The 19,944-nt window shown below is 72.1% G+C and carries 19 protein-coding genes and 1 pseudogene; 9 read left to right on the forward strand and 11 right to left on the reverse strand.

Going from position 1 to position 19,944, the window contains the following annotated elements; all coding sequences use genetic code 11:
- Positions 1 to 19: 19 nt before the first annotated feature.
- From ABT004_RS05090 to ABT004_RS05110, 5 genes are all read right to left on the reverse strand, one after another.
- Positions 20 to 1,363, reverse strand: a complete 1,344-nt coding sequence (locus ABT004_RS05090; protein ID WP_351331465.1) for an ABC transporter substrate-binding protein — start codon at positions 1,361 to 1,363, stop codon at positions 20 to 22.
- A gap of 103 nt (positions 1,364 to 1,466) precedes the next feature.
- A complete protein-coding gene (locus ABT004_RS05095; protein WP_351331466.1) occupies positions 1,467 to 2,636 on the reverse strand; it encodes a substrate-binding domain-containing protein in 1,170 nt (389 codons plus the stop codon).
- A gap of 96 nt (positions 2,637 to 2,732) precedes the next feature.
- On the reverse strand, positions 2,733 to 3,545 hold the full coding sequence (locus tag ABT004_RS05100) for an arylamine N-acetyltransferase family protein (protein WP_351331467.1): 813 nt from the start codon (positions 3,543 to 3,545) through the stop codon (positions 2,733 to 2,735).
- 88 nt (positions 3,546 to 3,633) lie between these two features.
- Positions 3,634 to 4,866: a cytochrome P450 family protein gene (locus tag ABT004_RS05105; RefSeq protein WP_351331468.1), complete on the reverse strand. Its 1,233-nt coding sequence runs from the start codon at positions 4,864 to 4,866 to the stop codon at positions 3,634 to 3,636.
- Between the two features lie 76 nt (positions 4,867 to 4,942).
- A complete protein-coding gene (locus tag ABT004_RS05110; protein WP_351331469.1) occupies positions 4,943 to 5,191 on the reverse strand; it encodes a hypothetical protein in 249 nt (82 codons plus the stop codon).
- 94 nt (positions 5,192 to 5,285) lie between these two features.
- Here ABT004_RS05110 and ABT004_RS05115 point away from each other — a divergent pair, with 94 nt between their 5' ends.
- Positions 5,286 to 6,035: an MgtC/SapB family protein gene (locus tag ABT004_RS05115; protein WP_351331470.1), complete on the forward strand. Its 750-nt coding sequence runs from the start codon at positions 5,286 to 5,288 to the stop codon at positions 6,033 to 6,035.
- Positions 6,036 to 6,045: 10 nt separating this feature from the next.
- Here the strand turns inward: ABT004_RS05115 and ABT004_RS05120 are convergent.
- From ABT004_RS05120 to ABT004_RS05130, 3 genes and pseudogenes are all read right to left on the reverse strand, one after another.
- Positions 6,046 to 7,804 (reverse strand): annotated as a pseudogene (locus ABT004_RS05120) (ABC transporter ATP-binding protein).
- Complete coding sequence (locus tag ABT004_RS05125; protein WP_351331471.1) at positions 7,801 to 9,555, reverse strand: ABC transporter transmembrane domain-containing protein; 1,755 nt, start codon at positions 9,553 to 9,555, stop codon at positions 7,801 to 7,803. Before ABT004_RS05125 ends, ABT004_RS05120 begins: the two are co-directional and overlap by 4 nt.
- Positions 9,556 to 9,593: 38 nt before the next feature.
- Positions 9,594 to 11,039, reverse strand: a complete 1,446-nt coding sequence (locus ABT004_RS05130; protein ID WP_351331472.1) for a cytochrome P450 — start codon at positions 11,037 to 11,039, stop codon at positions 9,594 to 9,596.
- 141 nt (positions 11,040 to 11,180) lie between these two features.
- Between ABT004_RS05130 and ABT004_RS05135 the strand changes: the two genes are divergently transcribed.
- The 4 genes from ABT004_RS05135 (at position 11,181) to ABT004_RS05150 (ending at position 14,179) form a co-directional block, all read left to right on the forward strand.
- Positions 11,181 to 11,807 (forward strand): TetR/AcrR family transcriptional regulator, encoded by a 627-nt coding sequence (locus ABT004_RS05135; RefSeq protein ID WP_351331473.1) that lies wholly within the window; start codon positions 11,181 to 11,183, stop codon positions 11,805 to 11,807.
- A 114-nt stretch (positions 11,808 to 11,921) separates the two neighbouring features.
- Complete coding sequence (locus ABT004_RS05140; RefSeq protein ID WP_351331474.1) at positions 11,922 to 12,377, forward strand: MarR family winged helix-turn-helix transcriptional regulator; 456 nt, start codon at positions 11,922 to 11,924, stop codon at positions 12,375 to 12,377.
- Between the two features lie 8 nt (positions 12,378 to 12,385).
- Positions 12,386 to 13,783, forward strand: coding sequence for an MFS transporter (locus ABT004_RS05145; RefSeq protein WP_351331475.1), 1,398 nt, complete (start codon positions 12,386 to 12,388; stop codon positions 13,781 to 13,783).
- An 18-nt stretch (positions 13,784 to 13,801) separates the two neighbouring features.
- Complete coding sequence (locus tag ABT004_RS05150) at positions 13,802 to 14,179, forward strand: nuclear transport factor 2 family protein (RefSeq protein WP_351331476.1); 378 nt, start codon at positions 13,802 to 13,804, stop codon at positions 14,177 to 14,179.
- Between the two features lie 6 nt (positions 14,180 to 14,185).
- Here the strand turns inward: ABT004_RS05150 and ABT004_RS05155 are convergent, their stop codons facing one another.
- Positions 14,186 to 14,968, reverse strand: coding sequence for a slipin family protein (locus ABT004_RS05155; protein ID WP_351331477.1), 783 nt, complete (start codon positions 14,966 to 14,968; stop codon positions 14,186 to 14,188).
- Between the two features lie 117 nt (positions 14,969 to 15,085).
- Positions 15,086 to 15,811, reverse strand: a complete 726-nt coding sequence (locus ABT004_RS05160) for a 2OG-Fe(II) oxygenase (RefSeq protein WP_351331478.1) — start codon at positions 15,809 to 15,811, stop codon at positions 15,086 to 15,088.
- A 271-nt stretch (positions 15,812 to 16,082) separates the two neighbouring features.
- On the opposite strand from ABT004_RS05160, the gene ABT004_RS05165 reads away from it, so the two are divergent.
- The 4 genes from ABT004_RS05165 to ABT004_RS05180 all read left to right on the forward strand — a co-directional run bounded on the left by ABT004_RS05165 (position 16,083) and on the right by ABT004_RS05180 (position 19,201).
- The gene (locus ABT004_RS05165; protein ID WP_351331479.1) at positions 16,083 to 16,886 is read left to right on the forward strand and encodes a putative protein N(5)-glutamine methyltransferase; all 804 of its coding nucleotides are present in this window, start codon (positions 16,083 to 16,085) and stop codon (positions 16,884 to 16,886) included.
- 73 nt (positions 16,887 to 16,959) lie between these two features.
- Complete coding sequence (locus ABT004_RS05170; RefSeq protein ID WP_351331480.1) at positions 16,960 to 17,331, forward strand: hypothetical protein; 372 nt, start codon at positions 16,960 to 16,962, stop codon at positions 17,329 to 17,331.
- 84 nt (positions 17,332 to 17,415) lie between these two features.
- The gene (locus ABT004_RS05175) at positions 17,416 to 18,303 is read left to right on the forward strand and encodes a PhzF family phenazine biosynthesis protein (protein WP_351331481.1); all 888 of its coding nucleotides are present in this window, start codon (positions 17,416 to 17,418) and stop codon (positions 18,301 to 18,303) included.
- 139 nt (positions 18,304 to 18,442) lie between these two features.
- Positions 18,443 to 19,201, forward strand: a complete 759-nt coding sequence (locus ABT004_RS05180; protein WP_351331482.1) for an alpha/beta hydrolase — start codon at positions 18,443 to 18,445, stop codon at positions 19,199 to 19,201.
- 27 nt (positions 19,202 to 19,228) lie between these two features.
- Here ABT004_RS05180 and ABT004_RS05185 read toward each other — a convergent pair whose 3' ends face one another.
- Entirely contained in the window at positions 19,229 to 19,897 is a 669-nt protein-coding gene (locus ABT004_RS05185) for a DUF4230 domain-containing protein (RefSeq protein WP_351331483.1), read from the reverse strand.
- Between the last annotated feature and the right edge of the window lie 47 nt (positions 19,898 to 19,944).

Raw genomic sequence — 19,944 nt, forward strand, 5'->3', positions numbered from 1 at the left:
CCTTTCGGGGTGCGGGCGTTCACGTGGAACGGGTGGTGGTATTGAGGCCGAGCGCCTTGAGATCAGGCATCGTGCCCTCCTGCGCGGCGCGCACGGCGGACAGCAGCGACCCGGAGCCGGCGCCCGCACGGGCGAACGCGTCCTGCATGACATAGCCGGTCGCGGTCATGCGCGGGCCCCAGACCCAGCCGTCGCGGATCTTGTGCGCCTCTTCCTCGAAGAGCCGATAGATGTCCTGACCGCCGTAGTACGCCTTGTCGAACGCCTTGCTGCCGACCGGGACCAGATCGCTCACGGTGGGGTACTGGCTGCTCGCGCCGCTGGACAGACGCGCCTTGAGGGCGTCGGGGTGCGAGACCTGCCACTCGATGAACTCCATGGCGGCCTCGGGCTTCCTGCTGTCCTTCGTGACGGCGAACGTGGATCCGCCGTGGGTGCCCAGGGACGGCTTGTCCGGTGTCCACTGGGGGAGCGGCGCGATGCGCCACTGGCCCTTCTGCTCGGGGCGCGCGTTCATCTGCGCGCCCGCGTCCCAGGCCCCGCTGAGCCGGGTCAGTACGAGGCCCGTGCCGAGCTGCGCGTCGGCGATGCGGGCACTGGAGGCGTTGCTGTAGACGAGTTTCTCGTCGATGAGGCGCTGCCAGTACGCGGCGATCTTCCGCGTCGGGGCGTCCGCCATGGAGACGTTCCACGCGCCGTGTGAGGTGTCGAACCACTGGGCGCCCGCCTGGCAGGCCCAGGCGGCGAACTGCGTCATCCCGTCGGTGGGGAACAGCGTGAGCCTGCGCCCGCCGCCTGTCCGCCGCACCTTTCGTGCCAGCTCCGTGAACTCGTCCCAGGTGGCAGGGATGTCGAAGCCGTACTTGTCGAACAGGTCCTTGCGGTAGTGCATCACCATCGGCTCGATGTCCAGCGGCACGCTGTGGGTGTGCCCCTCGAACGTGGTCTGGCCGAGCGCCTGCGGAAGCAGCTTGCGGCGCAGCTTGTCGCTGATGAGCCCGGTGATGTCGCGCGTGACACCGTCGATGGCGAAGCCCGGCAGCTGGGGGTACTCGATGGTGGCGACATCGGGGGCGTTGCCCGCGCGCGCCGCGTTGCTCAGTTTCAGATAGCCGCCCTGCGTGCCGGACGGAACCTGCTCGTAGTCGACCTGGATGTGGTCGTGCGTCTTGTTGAACTCGTCCACCACCTCCTGGCTGCCGCGAAGGGCGGACCAGAAGGTGATGGTCGTCTTGCCTGTCCTGCTTGAGCTAGAGCTTGCCGACGACGCGCTGTCGTTCCCGCTGCAGGCGCCAAGGGCGCCCGTCAGGGGCAGCGCGGTGATCGCGGCGAGCACCGATCGACGGCTCTGTCGACCAGGCATGGGCGCCTCCCGCGGCTCCTGCGTGTTCGAGTCACGGGAATCCTGATCGGTTCACGAGATGCGGTCAATAGATCGATCAGAAGAAAATAAAACGATCAAACGCTCAGTGTGCGGCGGGAGTTGAGGGCTGCGGGTCGCGATACGGGGCGGAACGGGTGGAACCGCGCACCTTGAGCGTCGGCAGCAGTTCGGCCCGGTGGGCGGGGCCGCCCGCTCCCGCGCCCCGGCCCAGGCGGTGCAGCAGCAGCTCGGCCGCCGCCCGGCCGACCTCCGCCTTCGGCGGGGACACGGCGGTCAGGGGAGTGCTGCCGAGCCCGGCGACCACGTCGTCGTACGCGATCGCGGAGCAGTCCTCCGGGACGCGCACGCCCGCGTCGCGCAGCGACTGGACGAGCATCAGCGCGTCGACGTCGCCGTGCAGCAGGGCGCCGGTGGCCCCCAACTCATCCAGCAGAAGGGGTAGTTCCAGGGGCTTCACCGCAGGCTCCGCCTCCGGCTCGGGGACCGCTCCGGGGGAGCTGAGGGCGACCGCCCACTTGTCGACCTGCGGATGGTCCGCCGCGATCTCGGTGAACGCGGCACGCACCGCGCGCGCCGTCGGGCTGTCGTCGCGCGCGGCGAGCACGATGCGGCGGTGGCCGAGGGCGGTGAGGTGCTCGACGGCGAGGTGCACGCCGTACCAGTGGTCGGTGCACACGGTGTCCACGGCATGCAGCGCGCTGCCCCTGCGCGGCCTGCGCTCCATCACCACCGTGGGCACGTCCACCCGCGCGAGCCAGGCGTAGTCGGCCTCCTCGGTGGCGAGGCTGCGCCAGCGCGGCGCGATCAGCAGCCCGCGGGCCCCGTCCGCCAATGCCCGCTCCACGAGGGGCTGTTCGGCGCCCGGGGCGGCGGGGGCGATGTGCAGGGCGATCCGGACCCCGGCCTCCTCGAACGCGGTGCGGGCGCCGTGCAACATCTCGTAGAGGTACGCGTGCCGCTCGGGGACGACGACGGCGACGGGGCCGCCGTCCGGGCCGAGGTCAGGGGCCGGTGCCCGGCTCGCGCCCTGTTCCTGGCTCCGGTCGTGGCCCTCGTCCTGCTCCGGCAGGATCGGGCGTGCGACGCCGTGCCCGCGGCGCAACTTGCCGGCGCGGGCGAGCTCCTCCACGTCGCGGCGGAGCGTCACCACCGACACCGCGAGCTCCGTGGCCAGATCGCTGACCCGTGTCGCGCCGCGCGCCTGCACGGCGGCGAGAATCCGCTGCCGCCTGAGATCGACCGGTTCGCGCATGCTGGTGGCCCCCCTCGTGTCCCGCTGGTCCCGCTGTTCGTTTGAGCGTTTCGCTGAACGCTTCGGCCGAGCATAACCAGCGGGCGGCGTCGGACGTCAGCCCTCCGTCGGATTCGGCTCCGGCGGTACGCGATCGAGGACGATGCCGAAGTGCTGGTCGTAGGCCTCGAGGACGGAGGCGTTGGTGGGAAGCTCGGTGAGAGTGCGCTCGCCGTCGACGGTGGCGGTGAGCGTATGACCGCTGAGGGTGATCCGGCCGTCCTCGGTGAGCAGCGAACAGACGACGGACTGGGTGAAGTGGGAGGCGGGTGAGGTGCGGTGGTACCAGGCGCCCGCCTCGAAGTCCCGTAGTGCGCGCGGGCGTTGCTCGAGCAGATACTGCGAGTCGCCGTCCCGTAGTACGAGAAGGTCGCCCTCGGCCGCGCCCTCGACCGCGTCCGCGTCGACGTCCTCGATCCGGAACACCCCGGCCGGATCTGGCTGATCGCCCCGCTCGTCGAAGGCCAGCGGATAGTGCGTGTGCGTGCCGAACCCGACGTCCGCGAGCCACGTCGTCCCCTCGGCCGTACGCACGCGCAGCGCCATGTGGTCGTAGGGGATGCCGAGGCGGCTGTCCTTGCCGGCGACCCGTGCCTGGAGCGGTGTCACCTCGAAGCCGAGGGCTAGAAGCAGGGCGCCGAACGCGCCGTTGAGCTCGTAGCAGAAGCCGCCGCGGCCGCGGTCCACCACCTTCGCGACCAGCGCGTCGGCGTCGAGGACGATCTCCTCGCCCAGGTGCACGGAGAGGTTCTCGAACGGTACGGCGAGCAAGTGCGCCAGGTGCAGTGTGCGCAACGCATCCGCGGTGGGTGCCGCGGGGCGGTCGGCGCCGATGCGGTTCAGGTAGGCGTCGGTGCGGTGGTGATCCATGACGCCAGTGTCACCGACGGACGGCGCAGAGTCCGGGTCGCCTGACCTTCACCCGGCCTTCATCCGGTCTTCCGCGCCGACGACCGGTTCACGGCGTGACCGGCAACTCCAGCACACTGTTGCCGACGAACCCGGTCGGCTGGCGCAGCTCCCCCTCCGGGGCGGCGAGCGCGAGATCGGGGAAGCGCCCGAACAGGCGCTCCAGGGCGATCGTCGACTCCAGGCGGGCCAGCGGGGCGCCCACGCAGTAGTGGGCGCCGTGGCCGAGCGAGAGATGACGGTTCTTCACCGCACGCCCGACGTCGAACCGGTCGGCGTCCGAGCCGTGGGCGGAGGGGTCGCGGCCCGCCCCCGAGTATCCTGCGAGCACCGGGGTGCCCTTCGGTATCACCGTGCCGTCGACGACGAGGTCCCGCTTCGGATACCGGAACGGGAAGTAGCTGACCGGGGCGTCCCAGCGCAGCGTCTCCTCCACGACGTCGGACCAGGTCGCCTCCCCGGCCCGCACGAGGGCCAGTTGCTCGGGATGGGAGCACAGCGCGCGCACGGCGTTCGTGATCAGGTTCAGCGTCGTCTCGTGGCCCGCGACGACGAACAGCATCAGCGTGCCGATCAGCTCCTTCTCGGCGAGCCGGTCGCCGTCGGCCTCGCGGGCCGCGAGCAGCGCGCTGGTGAGATCGTCGCCCGGTGCCTCGGCGCGAGCAGCGGCGATCCGCGTGAGGATGCCGACCATCTCCCGGTTGGCGGCGAGGGCCGCCTCCGGCGTGATGTGCGTCGACACGATCTGGCTCGACAGATGGTGCAGGCGCCCTCGGAACTCCTCGTCCACGCCGAAGAGTTCGCAGATGACGCCCATGGGCAGCGGCATGGCGAAGTGCGCCCGCAGATCGGCCGTGCCGCCGCCCGCCGCGGCGGCAGCGGCGAGGTCGTCGAGCAGTTGCTCGGTCAGCTCCTCGATGCGCGGGCGCAGTTCCTCGACCCGCCGCGCCGTGAACGCCCGGCTCACCAGGGACCGCAGCCGCCGGTGGTCCGCGCCGTCGACCGTGGTCATGCCGCGCACCGTCGCGAACGTGCGCAGCGGCCAGCCCTCGGGTATCCGGCCCTCGGCGAGCTCCGTGAAGTGCCGGGGGTCCTTGCCGACATCGGGGTGCGCCAGGAACTCCCGCAGCGCGTCGTGGCCCAGGATGAGCATCCCCGGCACCTCCCCGGGCAGCACCACGGGGGTGACGGCGCCCTGGGCGCGCAGCCGCACGTTCCGCGCGTGCGGGCAGCCGCCCGCCGGGTCGATGCGGTGCGGCTGGTCCGAGGAGACAGCGGTCATGTCGAGCTCCTTGCAAGCCGGAGAAGTGGCGATGCACCGGAACACGACCGACACACCCGATGCGGATCACACGATGCTAGGGCGACTCGGCCTCCAGGCCCAGACCGTAGATCCGCTCCAGCAGCCACGCCTCGTTGCCCGCGAGGCCCGCCCTGCTCAGTGCCTCGTCGGCCTCGGCGATCGGCACGGTGAGCACCGCCGCCGTGGCCGGTGGCTCGGATGTGGAGAGCGCCGCGCGTGCCGTGTGCATGAGACGCAGGCAGGCCTGCGCCGCGGCCAACTCGGGGTTGATGGTCAGCTGTCCGTGGTTCCTGGTCCCGTTCATGACTCCACTCTTGCGCATGGGTCTGACAATTCCGCCGAGCCGGCGCGGGACTACCCTCGGGAAGATCAACCCGTTGGAGAGGAGGGTCCCGCTCTTGTCGTCCCCACTCGCGTTCTCCCTGTTCGACCCGGCCGCCGGGCAAGGCCTGCGGCAGCTCGCCGAGTTGAGTCTCGCCCTGGTGCTGTCCACGCTGATCGGGGCGGAGCGCGCCGTCCAGCAGAAGAGTGCGGGGCTGCGCACGCACACCCTCGTCGGCGTGGGGAGCGCGCTGTTCATGGAGGTGTCGCAGCACGGGTTCAACTCCGTGCTCGGCATGGACAGCGTGTCGTTCGACCCGTCCCGCGTCGCCGCGCAGATCGTCTCCGGCATCGGCTTCATCGGCGGCGGCCTCATCTTCGTGCGACGCGACGCGGTGCGCGGACTGACCACCGCGGCGACCGTCTGGCTGACGTGTGCCATAGGAATGGCCTGCGGCGGCGGCCTGCCGCTGCTCGCGTTCGCCGCGACTGCCTGTCACTTCCTGGTCGTGCGCGGCTACCCCTGGCTGACGCGGCGCGTGCCGGCCCTGGCCACCGAGCGGCGCTCGGGCCTGCACCTCGCCTACCGGGTCGGTTCCAGCGTCCTCACCCGCGTCCTGGAGGAGTGCACGAGCCGCGGATTCCGCGTCGTCGAACTGCGCAACGACAGCGCCGACTGGGAGCCAGGCGGCCGGGGCCGGTCCGGGACGATGGCCGTACGCATGGAGATCGAGGGGGCGTCCGACGTGCCGCAACTGGTGGCCGTGCTTGCGGAGTTGGACGGGGTGCTGGACGTGGCGTCGCTGGCGGCGGCACCGGACGAGTAGCCCGCAGGGCCTACGTCCGTGTCCCGTGCCACGACCGCCACAGCGCCGCGTACGCGCCGTCCGCCGCCACCAGTGCCGCGTGCGGGCCGAGTTCGGTGAGCCGGCCGTCCTCCATGACGGCCACCCGGTCCGCGTCGTGCGCCGTGTGGAGACGGTGGGCGACGGCGATGACGGTGCGGCCGTGCAGCACCGCCGCGAGGGCCCGTTCCGTATGGCGTGCCGTCGCCGGGTCGAGCAGGGCGGTCGCCTCGTCGAGGACCACGGTGTGCGGGTCCGCGAGTACCACGCGGGCCAGGGCCAGTTGCTGCGCCTGCGGACCTTCGAGGCGCAGGCCACCGGCGCCGAGTTCGGTGTCCAGTCCCTGGGGGAGCGCGTCCGCCCAATCGTCCGCGCCGACCGCCGCGAGCGCCGCGCTCAGCTCCGCGTCGTCCGCCTCGGGCGCGGCGATGCGCAGGTTGTCGCGGACCGGGCCGAGGAACACGTGGTGCTCCTGCGTGACCAGGACGATGTGGCGACGCAGCTGTTCGGGCGCGAGAGCGGTGACCGGGACACCGCCGACTCCGACCGTCCCGGTGTGCGGCGCGTCGATCGCCGCGATGAGCTTGCTCAGCGTGGTCTTGCCCGCCCCGGACGGGCCGACCACTGCGAGCCGCTCGCCTGCCCGCACGGTCAGGTCCACCCCGTGGACGACGTCGCCGCCGCCCTCGTACGCGTAGTGGACCGAGCGCAGTTGGATGGTGTCGCCGGACGGGGAGGCCGCCTCGTGCGCGGGCGCGCGTCGTGCCGCACCGCCGATGCCCTCGACGCGGGCGAACGAGGCGCCGCTGCTCTGCAGTTGCTCCACCCAGAACAGGATCGTATTCAGCGGGCCCGACATCTGGCGCAGATACAGGGCGCACGTGACGATCGCACCGAGGCTCGGACCGCCGTGCGCGTGCAGGGTGCCGCCGACAAGGAGGACGGCGGCGACCGGCAGCGCGTACGAGAAGTCGACCGAGGGAAACAGCACGCTACGTAGGGACAGGGTGCGCATGCGCGTGCGGTGGCTGTGCCGGATGCCCCGCTCGCACGCCTGGATGCGCTGCTCCTGGAGACGGAAGGCCTCGACGGTGTGGGCTCCCGAAGCCGTCGCCGCGAGCTGCTCGGCGACGTGCGAGTCGGCCTCGCCCTGGGCGAGATACGCGGTGCGGGCCCGGCGCAGATACCAGCGCACCGCCACCGGGATGCCCGCCAGGCAGCACAGGGAGACCAGGCCGAGCACCGGCTCGACCACGACGACGGCGCCCGCGAGGAACACCACCTGCGCCGCCGACACGAACACGTCGGGGCCCGCGTCGCGCAGCGCGCTGCGCGACGGCCGCCACGTCGTTCGTGCCCCGGTTCGTGAGGTCGCCGGGCCCCACCCGGTCGACCACGGAGGCGGGAAGCGCCAGCGCCCGGTCCACGAACCGGACCCGCACCCGCGCCGCCGTCCGCTCCCCGAACCGGTGCCCCACCAGGCGCGCCCAGCGCAGCAGCAGGAGTTGGGCCACGGCGCAGCACAGGATCACCAGGGCCGCCCGGTCGACGTGCGCCACACTCGTGCCGCCCCGCACATCGTCGACGATCCGGCCGAGCAGCCAGGGCCCGACGATCCCGACGCCCGCCGCGAGGCAGTTGAGAACCAGCGTCGAGACGAAGGCCCGCCGGTCGGCACGGACGAGTTCGATCGCGGCACGGCGCACAGCGCCGCGCCCGGCGACGGGGAGCGAGGCGTGGGGAGAGCTCATGAATCGGCTCCCGCCGCCGGCACGGCACCCGGTTCCGGGACGGCCTCCGTGCCCCGAGCCACCAGGCGTCGGTACTCCTCGTCGCCGGCCAGTAGTTCGTGGTGGCCGCCCGTGGAGCGGACCGTCCCGTCGTGCAGGAAGTACACCTCGTCCGCCCGGTCGAGCAGGGGCGGGGAGGTGCCTGTGACGAGCGTGGTGCGGCCGTGCCGCGCCGCCCGGAGCCGGTCCGCGGCGCGCGCCTCCGTGTGGGCATCGAGGGCCGACGTCGGTTCGACGGCGAGGAGGATCTCGGGGTCCGCGTGCAACGCCCGTGCCAGGCGTAGCCGTTGACGCTGGCCGCCCGACAGGTTGCGCCCCTGGGCCAGGAGAGCGCCGCCCGGCAGATCGTCCGCCGCAGCCGCGTGCAGGGCGGCCGTCACCGCCCCGTCGTCCGGGGTGTCCCGGCCCGCGACCGCCTCCCGCACCGTCCCCGCGAACAGATCCGCGTCGGGCGCCGCGAGCAGGATCCGGCGCCGAACCTCCGCCAGGTCGACCGCATCCAACACGACGTCAGCCCAGGTGGCCGACGTCGGTGCGAAGCGACCCAGCCGGTCGACCACGGCCGCCGCCTCGCCGGCCCGCGCCGACACCAGCGCTGTGAGCCGCCCCGGTGTGACCGTCACCCCGGACTCCGGATCGTGCAGAGGAGCGCCCTCCGGCGGACCCGGAACGGGGGAGCGGTGACCGCCCGACTCCGGTTCGAGGGACAGGAACCGCAGCACTCGCCGCGCCGCGACGAGCCCGCGCCCCAGGTCGTAGCCACCCTCGATGAACGCCTCGACCGGCACGACCAGCATCGCCACGTACCCGTACACGGCCACCAACTCGCCGATGGACAGCTCCCCCTGGGCCGACATCCGGGCGCCCAGCCACGTCACCACGGCGAGGAACACCGCGGGGAGGCCGACGGCGAGCGCCTGGATCCAGCTGATTACGCGCGCCACCCGGTAGCCCTCCTCCCGCAGCTCGGCCGTGTCCTGCCGCAGCCGGCCCGCGTACACGTCCTTGCCGCCGAGCCCGGCGAGCACCCCGAGGCCCCCGACGAGGTCGGCGAGGCGCGACGCCAGCACGCCCTGCCGTTCCCGGTAGCCGGACTCGGCGCCCTGGAGGCGCGTGAGCAGCGGCCCGAGCGCGCCGGCGAGCAGCGGCACGCCCAGCAGGATCACCGCCGCGAGCAGCCCCGAGATCGACAGGAGCAGCCCGGCCACCACCGCGTACGCGACGACCGCGCCGACGCCGGGGCCCGCGATCGTCAGCGTCTGGCTGATGCGTTGAACGTCGCCGACGCCGATGGTGACGACCTCACCCGCCGCGACGCGCCGCGGCAGCGCGGCCCCGAGCAGGGTGGCGTGCCGTGTCACGAGCCGTGTCGTTCGGAACGTGGCATCGAGGCGCACCCGCGTCATCGTCCGGTGCCGCATGATCGCGAGCCACGCGTTGACCGCGCCGAGGACGACGAGGGCGCCGCACCACCCGTACAGCGCACGGGAGTCGCCGGCCCGCAGCCCTTCGTCGACCGCGCGCGACAGGATGTACGGCGGGAGCGCGAGCCCCACCATCCACAGGCTGCCGAAAAGTGCGCCCGTGGCGACGCGGCCGCGTTGGCGCGCGACGAGCCATCCCAAGTAGCGGGCCGGTCCGCGCAGTTCCGGGACACCGGGATCGACGGCCCAGTGGCCCTCGTCGGGCACGTCCGTGGTGGTGTCACTCATTGACGCACCCTATGCGGGCCGTCGGAGCCCCCGGTGGATCACCTGCGGGTCAGTTGCAGCCGCAGGCCGCGCGGCATCAGCGTCAGCCGCTCCGTGATGGCGAGCCGGTAGTCGGGCTCGGGTCGCAGGTCGTAGCGGCGCAGCAGCAGGCCGAGCACCAGCGTCGCCTCGTGCAGCGCGAACTGGCGGCCGATGCAGGCGCGGGCGCCCGTGCCGAAGGGCTTGAAGACGTGGCCGGGCCGGGCGCGGACCGCCTGCGGAGTGAACCGCTCCGGGTCGAAGGCTTCCGGGTCCTCGCCCCACGCGGCCTTGTCGCGGTGCAGCATCGTCGTCAGGACCAGCGCCCACGCGCCGCGCCGCATCGGATGCGACCCGCCGAGCGTCGTGTCCGCGAGCGCCTCGCGCGCGAACGCCGGTGCCGTCGGCCACAGTCGCAGCGATTCGTCCAACACCCGCCGCAGATAACGCAACTTGGCGACCTGCTCATAGGCGGGGACATCGACGTCGCCCCAGACACGGTCGACCTCGTCGCGTGCCTTGGCGAGGATCTCGGGGTTCTGCGCGAGGTAGTGCAGCGCGAAGGAGAGCGCGCCCGACGTCGTCTCGTGCCCGGCCACCAGGAACGTGATGACCTGGCGGCGGATGTTCTCCGGTGACAGTCGCTCGCCGGTCTCCGGGTGTGTCACCTCCAGCATCCGGTCCAGGAGGTCACCGGGCCCGCCGTCGGCGGCGCGGCGCGCCGCGATGACCTCGTCGACCGTGCTGTTGAGGTACGCGCGGTCCGCCGCGTTGCGCTTCTCGGCGCCGCGCAGGAGCACGGACGACAGGAGCGGAGGCACCACGTTGCGGCGCTGCGCGAAGGTCAGGGCGCCGACCATCGCCGTGACGAACGGGTGCGGCCGCTCGCGCTCGAACGAACCGAAGTCGTGCCCGAAGCCGGTCCGGGAGATCGTCTCCAGCGTCAGCTTGGTCATGTCCGCCGGCACGTCGACCGTACGGCCCGCGGCCTCGCTCGTATCCCAGGAAGCCATCAACTGCCCCGCCACGTCCAGCATCAGCGGGTGGTAGCCCGCCATCGCGTCGCGGCTGAAGCCCGGGGCCAGAATATCGTGCGCCAGCTGCCAGTTGGGCTCGTGGTTGTACGCGGTGAACAGGCCGTCGCCCGCCATTGGACGCAGATTCGCGACGCCGAGCCCGACGTGCTTGGCGAACCGCGACTCGTCGGCCAGCTCCGCCGCGAGATCCGCGCCCGCGACGAACACGATCTCCTTGCCGAACCCCTTGCGCCGGAAGATCGGCCCGAGTTCGGCGGCGAGCTTCATCGAATCCTGCAGCGGGGAGCGGACGTTCGCTCCGACCACATCGCCGATGAACGGGACCCGGCGGGGCGGGGCCGGGATGCGGTCCAGACGCGGCCACCCCTGCTCGGCACTGCGAAATCCTCGCGGCAGCGGGGGTCCCGCGGCCTGTGTCACCTGCGCCATCGTGCCCATCTCCCTTGCGTCGGTGCCCCGTTGGAACACCTCGCCCACACTGTTAGACGTGGATTCAATAACGAGCCACAGTCTGATCCTGTTATTGAACTCACGTCAAGTAAGGTGCGGCGTGTCCAGTAGGGTGCGCCCATGACCAGGGAGCGAGCGGGAGTGTCGGCACCGGGGGAGCGCACCCGGCGCAGGCTCAGCACGCAGGAGCGCCGCGAGCAACTGCTTGCCGTGGGCGCCAGGCTGTTCGCGCAGGCCTCCTACAGCGACGTATGGATCGAAGAGGTCGCGGAGATCGCCGGGGTCTCGCGCGGACTGCTGTACCACTACTTCCCGAACAAACGGGATTTCTTCGCCGCCGTCGTGCAGCGCGAGAGTCAACGGATGCTGCGCCTGACGGCCGCCGTGCCCGGCATTCCCGTCCGCGAGCAGCTCGGCACGGGGCTCGACACCTTCCTCGAGTACGTCGCCACGCACGCGCACGGCTTCCGCGCCTTCCATCGCGCGGAGGCGGCGGGCGACCCGGCCGTGCGCGCGGCGTACCGGGAGGGGCTCGCCGCGCACGAGGAGCAGATCATGGCCACCCTCGCGGCGGACCCGCACATCGTCGACCGCCTCCCCGCGCCCGACGTGCTGCGGCTCGCGGTGCGCGGCTGGATGGCGTTCCTCGTCGCCGTCTGCCTCGACTGGCTCGACGCCTCCGAACTCACGCGGGAGCAGGTGCGGGACCTGTGTGCGCGGGCGCTGGTGGGGGCGATCGACCTGTGACGGGTGCGGGGCCCGCGCCTGCTCCTCCTACGTGTCCGGGGTCCGTGGGTGCGCGGATGCGAGGGTCATAAGGGTAACTTGCAAGGCTTCCTGTCCACCTCGTACGGTGGCGCCATGTCAGGAACGCACTCAGCCGCAGGAGACGTGCCGCCCAGCGAGCGGGTCGCAGCCGACCTCGCCACCGTCGTCGGCCGGCTCTCGCGCCGGCTGCGCACCGCGTCGCCGGACAGCCTGCTCACGCCCACCCAGCGCACCGTCCTCGCCCGCCTGGAGTCCGACGGGCCCGACACCACCGCGGGGCTCGCACGCGGCGAGTACGTACGGCCGCAGTCCATGCGACTCACGCTCGGCGCCCTGGAGGAACAGGGCTTCGTGTCCCGCGAGCCGGACCCCAACGACGGGCGGCAGTCCGTCGTGTCGATCACCGACAGCGGCCGCGCCACCCTGGACGCCGTCCGGGCCGCCAAGCACGGCTGGCTCACCCAGGCGCTCACCGAAGAACTCGACGCCGACGAGCGACGCACCCTCGCCGAGGCCACCGCGCTCCTCGAGCGGCTGGTGCGCAAGTGACACAAGGCGTGGGAGACCGAGCCGTCGTCACCGGCGAAGGCGAGGCTCCCGCGCTGCTGGAGGGGTTCCGGGCCCGGCTCACCGCGCCCCTGCTCCTCGGCTCGCTGCTCAACCCGCTCAACACCACGATGATCTCCACCGCCCTGGTGGCCATCGGGCACGACTTCGGAATCGGCGCCGCCGACACGGCCTGGCTGATCTCCGTCCTCTACCTGGCGAGCGCCGTCGCCCAGCCCGTGCTCGGCAAGCTCGCCGACACCCTCGGCCCGCGCCGGGTGTTCCTCGCGGGACTCGTCGTCGTGTGCGTCTCCGGGATGGTCGGCGCCTTCGCCCCCACCTTCGGCTGGCTCATCGTCTCCCGGCTGCTCCTCGGCATCGGCACCTCCGCCGCCTACCCGGCCGCGATGGCCGTGCTGCGCGACGAGGGCCGCCGGGTGGGCCGCCGCCCGCCGCGCCCCGTCATGGCCCGGCTCTCCTTCGCGGCGCTCGGCAGCGCCGCAGTCGGGCCGACGCTGGGCGGACTGCTCGTCATGGTCGTCGGCTGGCGCGGCATCTTCGCGGTCAACGTGCCGGTGGCGGCGATCGCGTTCGCCTCCGCCGTGCTGTGGATCCCGCGCGACCCCGCGCGCTGCACGGACGGTGCAGCGGCGCCACGCACCGCCCTCGACCCCCTCGGCATCGGTCTGTTCACCACGGCCCTGACGGTCCTCGTCTTCTTCCTGCTCGATCTGTCCGACCCCATGTGGTGGCTGCTCGCACCCTTCGCCGTGCTCGGCGGCGTGCTGGTGTGGTGGCAGCTGCGCAGCAGGGCGCCGTTCATCGACATACGCATGCTCGCCGGGAACGGCCCGCTGGCCCGCACCTACCTCCGGCACGGCCTGAGCTATCTGCTCATCTACTGCGTGATGTACGGCTTCACCCAGTGGCTGGAGGAGGGGCGCGGCTTCTCCTCCGGATACACCGGCCTTCTGATGCTGCCGATGTCTCTCACGGCGATGGCCTGCTCCCTGCTCGGCGCCCGCACCAAGGGCATCCGCGCCCCGCTCGTCACCGCGTGCGTCCTGCTCACCGCGGGCGCGGGGCTGCTCGTGTTCCTCGACGGCGACACCCCGCTGGCGCTGCTGCTGCTCGCGGGCGCGTGCTTCGGCATCCCGCAGGGGTTCGTCGGCACCTGCAACCAGGCCGCCGTCCAGGAGCACGCCCCCGCCGCCGACATCGGCTCCGCCGCGGGGCTCCAGCGCACCGCCCAGTACATCGGCGCCATCACAGCGTCGAGCCTGATCGCCCTCGCGTACGGGCAGCGCGCCAGCGACAGCGGGCTGCACCTGATGGCCGGAGTCTCCGTCGTCCTCGGTGTCCTTTTGGCGGCCCTGACGGTGACGGACCGGGCGCTGCGCAGGAGTTGAGAACGCCATAATGCGTTCATGGATCATGTGACCGCGCGGACGTTCGTCGACTCCTGGGTGACGGCGTGGAACGCGCACGACCTGGACGCCCTGCTGGCCCACTTCGCGGACGACGTGACGTTCAGCTCGCCGGTGGCGGCGCAACTGCTCGGCGGCGACGGCATCATGCGCGGCAAGGACGCACTGCGCGCCTACTGGCAGGAGGGCCTGCGCCGCATCCCCGACCTGCGGTTTGAGGTGATGGGCAGCTACGTCGGTGTGAACAGCCTGGTCATCAACTACCGCAACCAGAAGGGCGGCCTGGTCAACGAGGTGCTGATCTTCGACGGCACGCTCGTCGCCGAGGGGTACGGCACCTACCTCGGCGAGGACGTCAACCCGGCCGGAGCCCACTGAGCTGGTTCAGGAGGCCGGCGGTTGGGGTTGCTGCTGTGCTCGCTCCAGGAAGCGCAGCAGTTCGACCGGGAACGGCAGCACCAGCGTCGAGTTCTTTTCGGCGGCGACCGCCACCACGGTCTGCAACAGCCGGAGTTGGAGGGCGGCCGGCTGCTCGGACATCACCTCGGCGGCCTGGGCGAGCTTCTTCGACGCCTGGAGCTCGGCGTCGGCGTTGATGACGCGGGCCCTGCGCTCACGGTCGGCCTCGGCCTGGCGTGCCATCGAGCGCTTCATCGACTCGGGCAGCGACACGTCCTTGATCTCGACGCGGTCGATCTGCACGCCCCAGCCCACGGCCGGGCTGTCGATCATCAACTCCAGTCCCTGGTTGAGCTTCTCGCGGTTCGACAGCAGATCGTCGAGGTCGCTCTTGCCGATGATGGAGCGCAGGGAGGTCTGCGCCATCTGCGAGACGGCGAACTGGTAGTCCTCGACCTGGACCAGCGCGTTCGCCGCGTCGACGACCTTGAAGTAGATGACGGCGTCCACCCGCACCGTGACGTTGTCCCGCGTGATGCCGTCCTGCGCGGGCACCGGCATCGTCACGATCTGCATATTGACCTTGCGCAGCCGGTCGATCATCGGCACGACCATCGTGAACCCCGGCTCCCGCACGCTCCCGGCCAGCCGCCCGAGACGGAACACGACGCCGCGCTCGTACTGCTTCACCACGCGGGCCGCGGCTCCCGCGTACACCAACAGGACGCAGAGCAGCGCTACGCCCGCGATCGTGAGTTCCTGGACCATGACGACACCCCCAGGTGCCCGAGTCCTCCGCATAGACAACGATATGCCCGGTCCGCCGGTGTCGTCGAGGGCTGCGCACGATCCCCGGCCCCCGGCCCCCGGACCACGGGCAACGGCTCATTCCGCGTCGTGGAGGACGAGTCCCAGTGTGTGGCGCCGGCCCGAGCGGACCGTGCTCACGCCGTGCCGCATCGGGCCGTTCGACCAGCCGCGCACCGAGCGCACCGGCCGGTCACGCGTGGTGAACACCAGGGCGTGCCCCTGGGGCAACGTGGTCGAGTAGCCGCGCGACTGGGCGCGTGCCCGCTGCTCCGTCATCAGGAACTCGCCGCCGGTGAAGTCGCCGCCCGGCTCGTCGAGGCCGATCACGACCTGGAGTGGGAACACCAACTCGCCGTAGATGTCGCGGTGCAGCGCGTTCCAGTCGCCGGGTCCGTAGCGCAGCAGGATCGGCGTCGGCCGCTTCTGGCCCGCCGCATGGCAGCGGTCAAGCCAGTCGTCGAGGGTGTCCGGCCAGGGCGCCGGCCTGTTCAGGCGCCGCGCCCACGCGCGGGCGACGGGCAGCAGCCGCGGATAGAACGCCGCGCGCAACTCCTGTACGAGCTCGGGCAGCGGGTGGTCGAAGTAGCGGTACTGGCCGCGGCCGAACCGGTAGCGCTCCATGTCGATCGTCGATCGGAACCGGTGCACGTCGTCGTAGAGCGCGGCGACGGACCGGCACTCGTCGGCAGTGAGCACCGGTCGGGGTGTGAGGGCATGGCCGTACGCGTCGAGCTCCGCACTCAGTGCGGCCCAGTCGAGGGTCTCCACGAGGGCCTGCGGGGCGGTGGTGGTGCCGGTCATCGCTGTGTATCTCCCCAGGTGGGCGGTATCGGCCAGGACACCAGCCTCGTCGGCTGCGGCCCGGTGTGCTGGCGGCAATCGGACGCGGTGTTCAGTGCGGTAATGTGTCCGCTCCGTGCAGCACCGCGAGGGAACGAGGAGGTGAGTCCGATCACCGTTGTGTCAGGTCGGGAGCTCCCTTCTCGCGCCGTACGCCCCGCCCGCTCGCGCTGAGCGAGGCCGCGGCCGTCCGGTGACCGGGAGCCCCCTCGGCATCCCGAGAGGCCCCCTTATGACGCTTTCCCCGTCGACCGGCTCACCCCTTCCGCTCGATTCCACGTCCGTGGTCGACTCCCTGCGCGCCGCCGGCTGCGTCTTCGCCGAGGACGAGGCGCGCATCCTGCTGTCCACTGCCCCAGACGCCGCCGAACTGGCCGCCATGGTCGAGCGCCGCGCGAGCGGTCTGCCCCTGGAACACGTCGTCGGCTGGGCCGAATTCTGCGGGCTGCGGGTCGCCGTCGACCCCAACGTCTTCGTGCCCCGCCGCCGCACCGAGTTCCTGGCCCGGCAGGCCCTCACCCGTACGCAGCCCGACACCGTCGTGGTCGACCTGTGCTGCGGCACGGGCGCCGTCGCCGCCGTCCTGGCCGCCCGCCGCCCGGCCCGGCTGCATGCGGCCGACCTGGACCCCGCGGCCGTGCGCTGCGCCCGCCGCAATCTCGCCCCGCTCGGCGGCGAGGTCCACGAGGGCGACCTGTATGCGCCGCTGCCCGCCGACCTCAGGGGCCGCGTCGACACCCTGGTGGCGAACGGGCCGTACGTCCCCACCGGAGACGTACCGCTGCTGCCGCCCGAAGCCCGTGACCACGAGCGGCGCCTCGCCCTCGACGGCGGGCACGACGGCCTCGACGTGCTGCGCAGGGTCGCGGGCGAGGCCCCGGACTGGCTCGCGCCCGGCGGACACCTCTTCGTCGAGACGAGCGAGCGCCAGGCCGCCGCGGCACAAGCGGCCGTCCGCTCGGCGGGCCTGCACGCACGCGTGGTCACGAACGAGGACCTGTACGCCACGATCGTCGTCGGTACACGCCTCTCCTGACCTCGGGGTTTGACCCGGCGCGTCGCCGGTACCCGCAAGATCGGAAACCAGCGACGCAGAGGGAGCAGCCACCATGACCGAAACGACTCCCGTCCAAGGTGACGCCTCCACAGTGGTGGGCGTGACCCTCAGCGACTGCACACCACAGGACGCCGACGCGGTCCTGCGGGTGCTGTCCACGGCCTTTGCCTCGGACCGCGCGCCGGACGAGCGCCCCGACGGCGACGCGACGGTCTGGCTCGCCACAGTCGACGCCGCGTCCGACCCGGCGCCCGGCGGGGCGAGCCCCCTGGCCGGGACGGCCACCGCGGACCTCCAGGGCGGCCACGAGGCGCTCGACCGCGTGTGCGCGGCGCTGACGGCCGCGTTCACCGTCACCGCGGAGACCGCCGCCTCCGGCGACCAGGAACAGGAGCTGCATCTGCGCCTGACGTCGCGGCACTGACCGGGGAATTCGGCGCGGGGCGGCGGATGTTGGTCACGACGACCGTGCCCAGGACAGCACCGCCGCGTGAAAGGCTCTGCCTCCATGACGAACACCGCGCCGCCCCCGGCCCCCGCAGTGCTGCACTACACCGCGTTCTCCGCGAGCCCGGAGGGCGGCAACGGTGCCGGTGTCGTGCTCGACGCGGCCGGGCTCGGCGACCAGGAGATGGTCGGCATCGCCGCCGAACTCGGCTACTCGGAGACCGCCTTCCTGACGCCAGGACCCGACCCGCAGGGCGATCCGAAGGACAAGCGGTCCTTCACGCTGCGGTACTTCAGCCCCCGGGCGGAGGTCGACTTCTGCGGCCACGCCACCGTCGCCGCCGCGGTGGCACTCGGTGAGCAATTCGGCACAGGGGACTTGGACTTCCACACCGCGGCGGGGCGTGTGCCGGTCACCGTCCGCCGCGAGGACGGCGTCCTCAAGGCCACCCTCACCAGCGTGGAGCCACGCGTGCACGAGGCGGCCCGGGAGGACGTGGAGGAGGCGCTCGCCGCGCTGGGCTGGCAGGCCGGCGAACTCGACCAGGGCCTGCCCCCGAGGATCGCCTTCGCGGGCGTGCGTCACCTGGTCCTCGCCGCCGCCACCCGTGACCGGCTGGCCGATCTGGACTACGACTTCGACGCCCTGCTGACCCTCATGCGCCGACTCGACCTGACGACCGTGCAACTCGTGTGGCGCGAGAACGAGACCACCTTCCACGTACGCGACCCGTTCCCCGTCGGCGGCGTCGTGGAGGACGCCGCCACGGGCGCGGCGGCTGCCGCCTTCGGCGCGTACGCCCGCGAACTGGGCCTCGTCCCCGACGACGCGCATTTGACGCTGCACCAGGGCCACGACATGGGCCGCCCGTCGCTGCTGGAGATCGACCTGCGTGCGGGGGACCGGCGGGTGCGGGTGTCCGGGGCCGCCGTCCGTCTCCAGTGCTAGCCTTTCGGAGGCCGTGCGAGAGAACGAGGAGGTGGTACCCGTGAACGAATCGACATGGGTGCTCTCCTCCGGGGTCACGGTCGGGCGATAGGTCGTCGTCCGGGAGCGCCGTACCGAGCTCTCCCGAAAAGGCACGACCGTGCACTTCACTTCTGAACAACGCCTCACTTCTGGACAAGGCCTCGACGACGGCGTCCTCGAGCGCGCATTCACCCTCGGCGAGATCCCCGGCATCCTGTGGACGCCCGCATCCGCGTCGGCCTCCGCACCGGTCCCGCTCATCCTGCTCGGCCACCCGCCGCTCGGGCTGCACAAGATGTACCCCCGGCTCGCGGGCCGGGCCCGCAGCGCGGCGGCGGAGGGGTTCGCCACCGCGACCATCGAGCTCCCCGGGAGCGGTGACCGGCCCCGGCTCACCGGCGTCGACCAGGCGCGCGCCGACCTGCGCCGGACCTTGCAGGCCGGTGAGCCGCTCGGCGACGAGATCATCGACGCCGTCATCCTCCCGCTGGTCGAGCAGGCGGTCCCGGAGTGGCGGGCCGCGCTGGACGCACTGCTCGCGCTGCCCGAGATCGGCGGCCCGGTCGCGTACTCGGGAGGAGTGATCTCCATCGGTGTCCGGCTCGCGGTGGTCGAGCCGCGCATCGTGGCCGCCGGTCTCTTCGCGGGGAGCTTCGTGCCCCGCGCCATCCTGGAGGAGGCCCGCCGGGTCACCATTCCGCTGCACGTCCTGTTGCAGTGGGACGACGAGGGCAACGACCGTCAGGCGGCCCTGGACCTGTTCGACGCCCTCGGCTCCAAGGAGAAGACGCTGCTCGCCAACATGGGCGGACACACGGGCGTCCCACAGTCCGCGGGGGAGGACGCGGCCCGCTTCTACGCCCGGCATCTGCGCTAGGCCCTGTCGTCACACGACAGCCCCTCGTCACGTCCCGTAGGAGACGTTCACGTCGCGGAAGCCCAAGGACCGCAGCAGGCCGCGCAGCATGTCCGTGGTGTTGCGTTCGGCGCGGCCCGTGAGGTTGCTGTCCCGTGCGGCCTCCCCGATGTGCCGGGCGGCGAGTTGGCGTACAGCCCGCTCGTCGCCCGGGTTGTCGGAGAAGAGGTCGGCGAGCCGGTCGAGCAGACCGCGCTGCTTCGCCACGGCGTACGAGCGGTCCGTGTCGAGCACGGGCGCGCCGAGCCGGGCGTGCGGCAGGCGCAGCGTCGCGGACGTGCGGTCGTCGTTCACCCGCACGTCGCCGGGGTCGATCCCGCCCAGGTTCACGTACGCGTTGACCGTGCCCGCGCCGACGTACAGCGTGCGTGTGCCCTGGATGACGTCCGGCAGATGCTTGGAGTCCTTGTCCAGGTCGACCACCACCTGGTAATTGCCGGCCGCGGCTTCGTAACGGCTCAGGTCCCGCACGGACTTGAGCAGCGCGGGCCCCGAGCGATCGTGGGTCTCCGTGCCGAACACGTCGTCAAGGCGGTGCACCATGCTCAGCCCGGCGAGCAGGACCGCGAGCACGACGAGCAGCACGACCGCCGCCTTCGCCCACAGGGGGAGTCGCAGGGCCTTCGCCCACCGGGGCACTGCGGTCCTCGGCGTCATGGGGCCTCCTTCCCATGACTACGAAATGCCACCGGGAGCGCTGATCA

Source organism: Streptomyces sp. NPDC002790 (assembly GCF_040295505.1).
Lineage (GTDB): Bacteria > Actinomycetota > Actinomycetes > Streptomycetales > Streptomycetaceae > Streptomyces.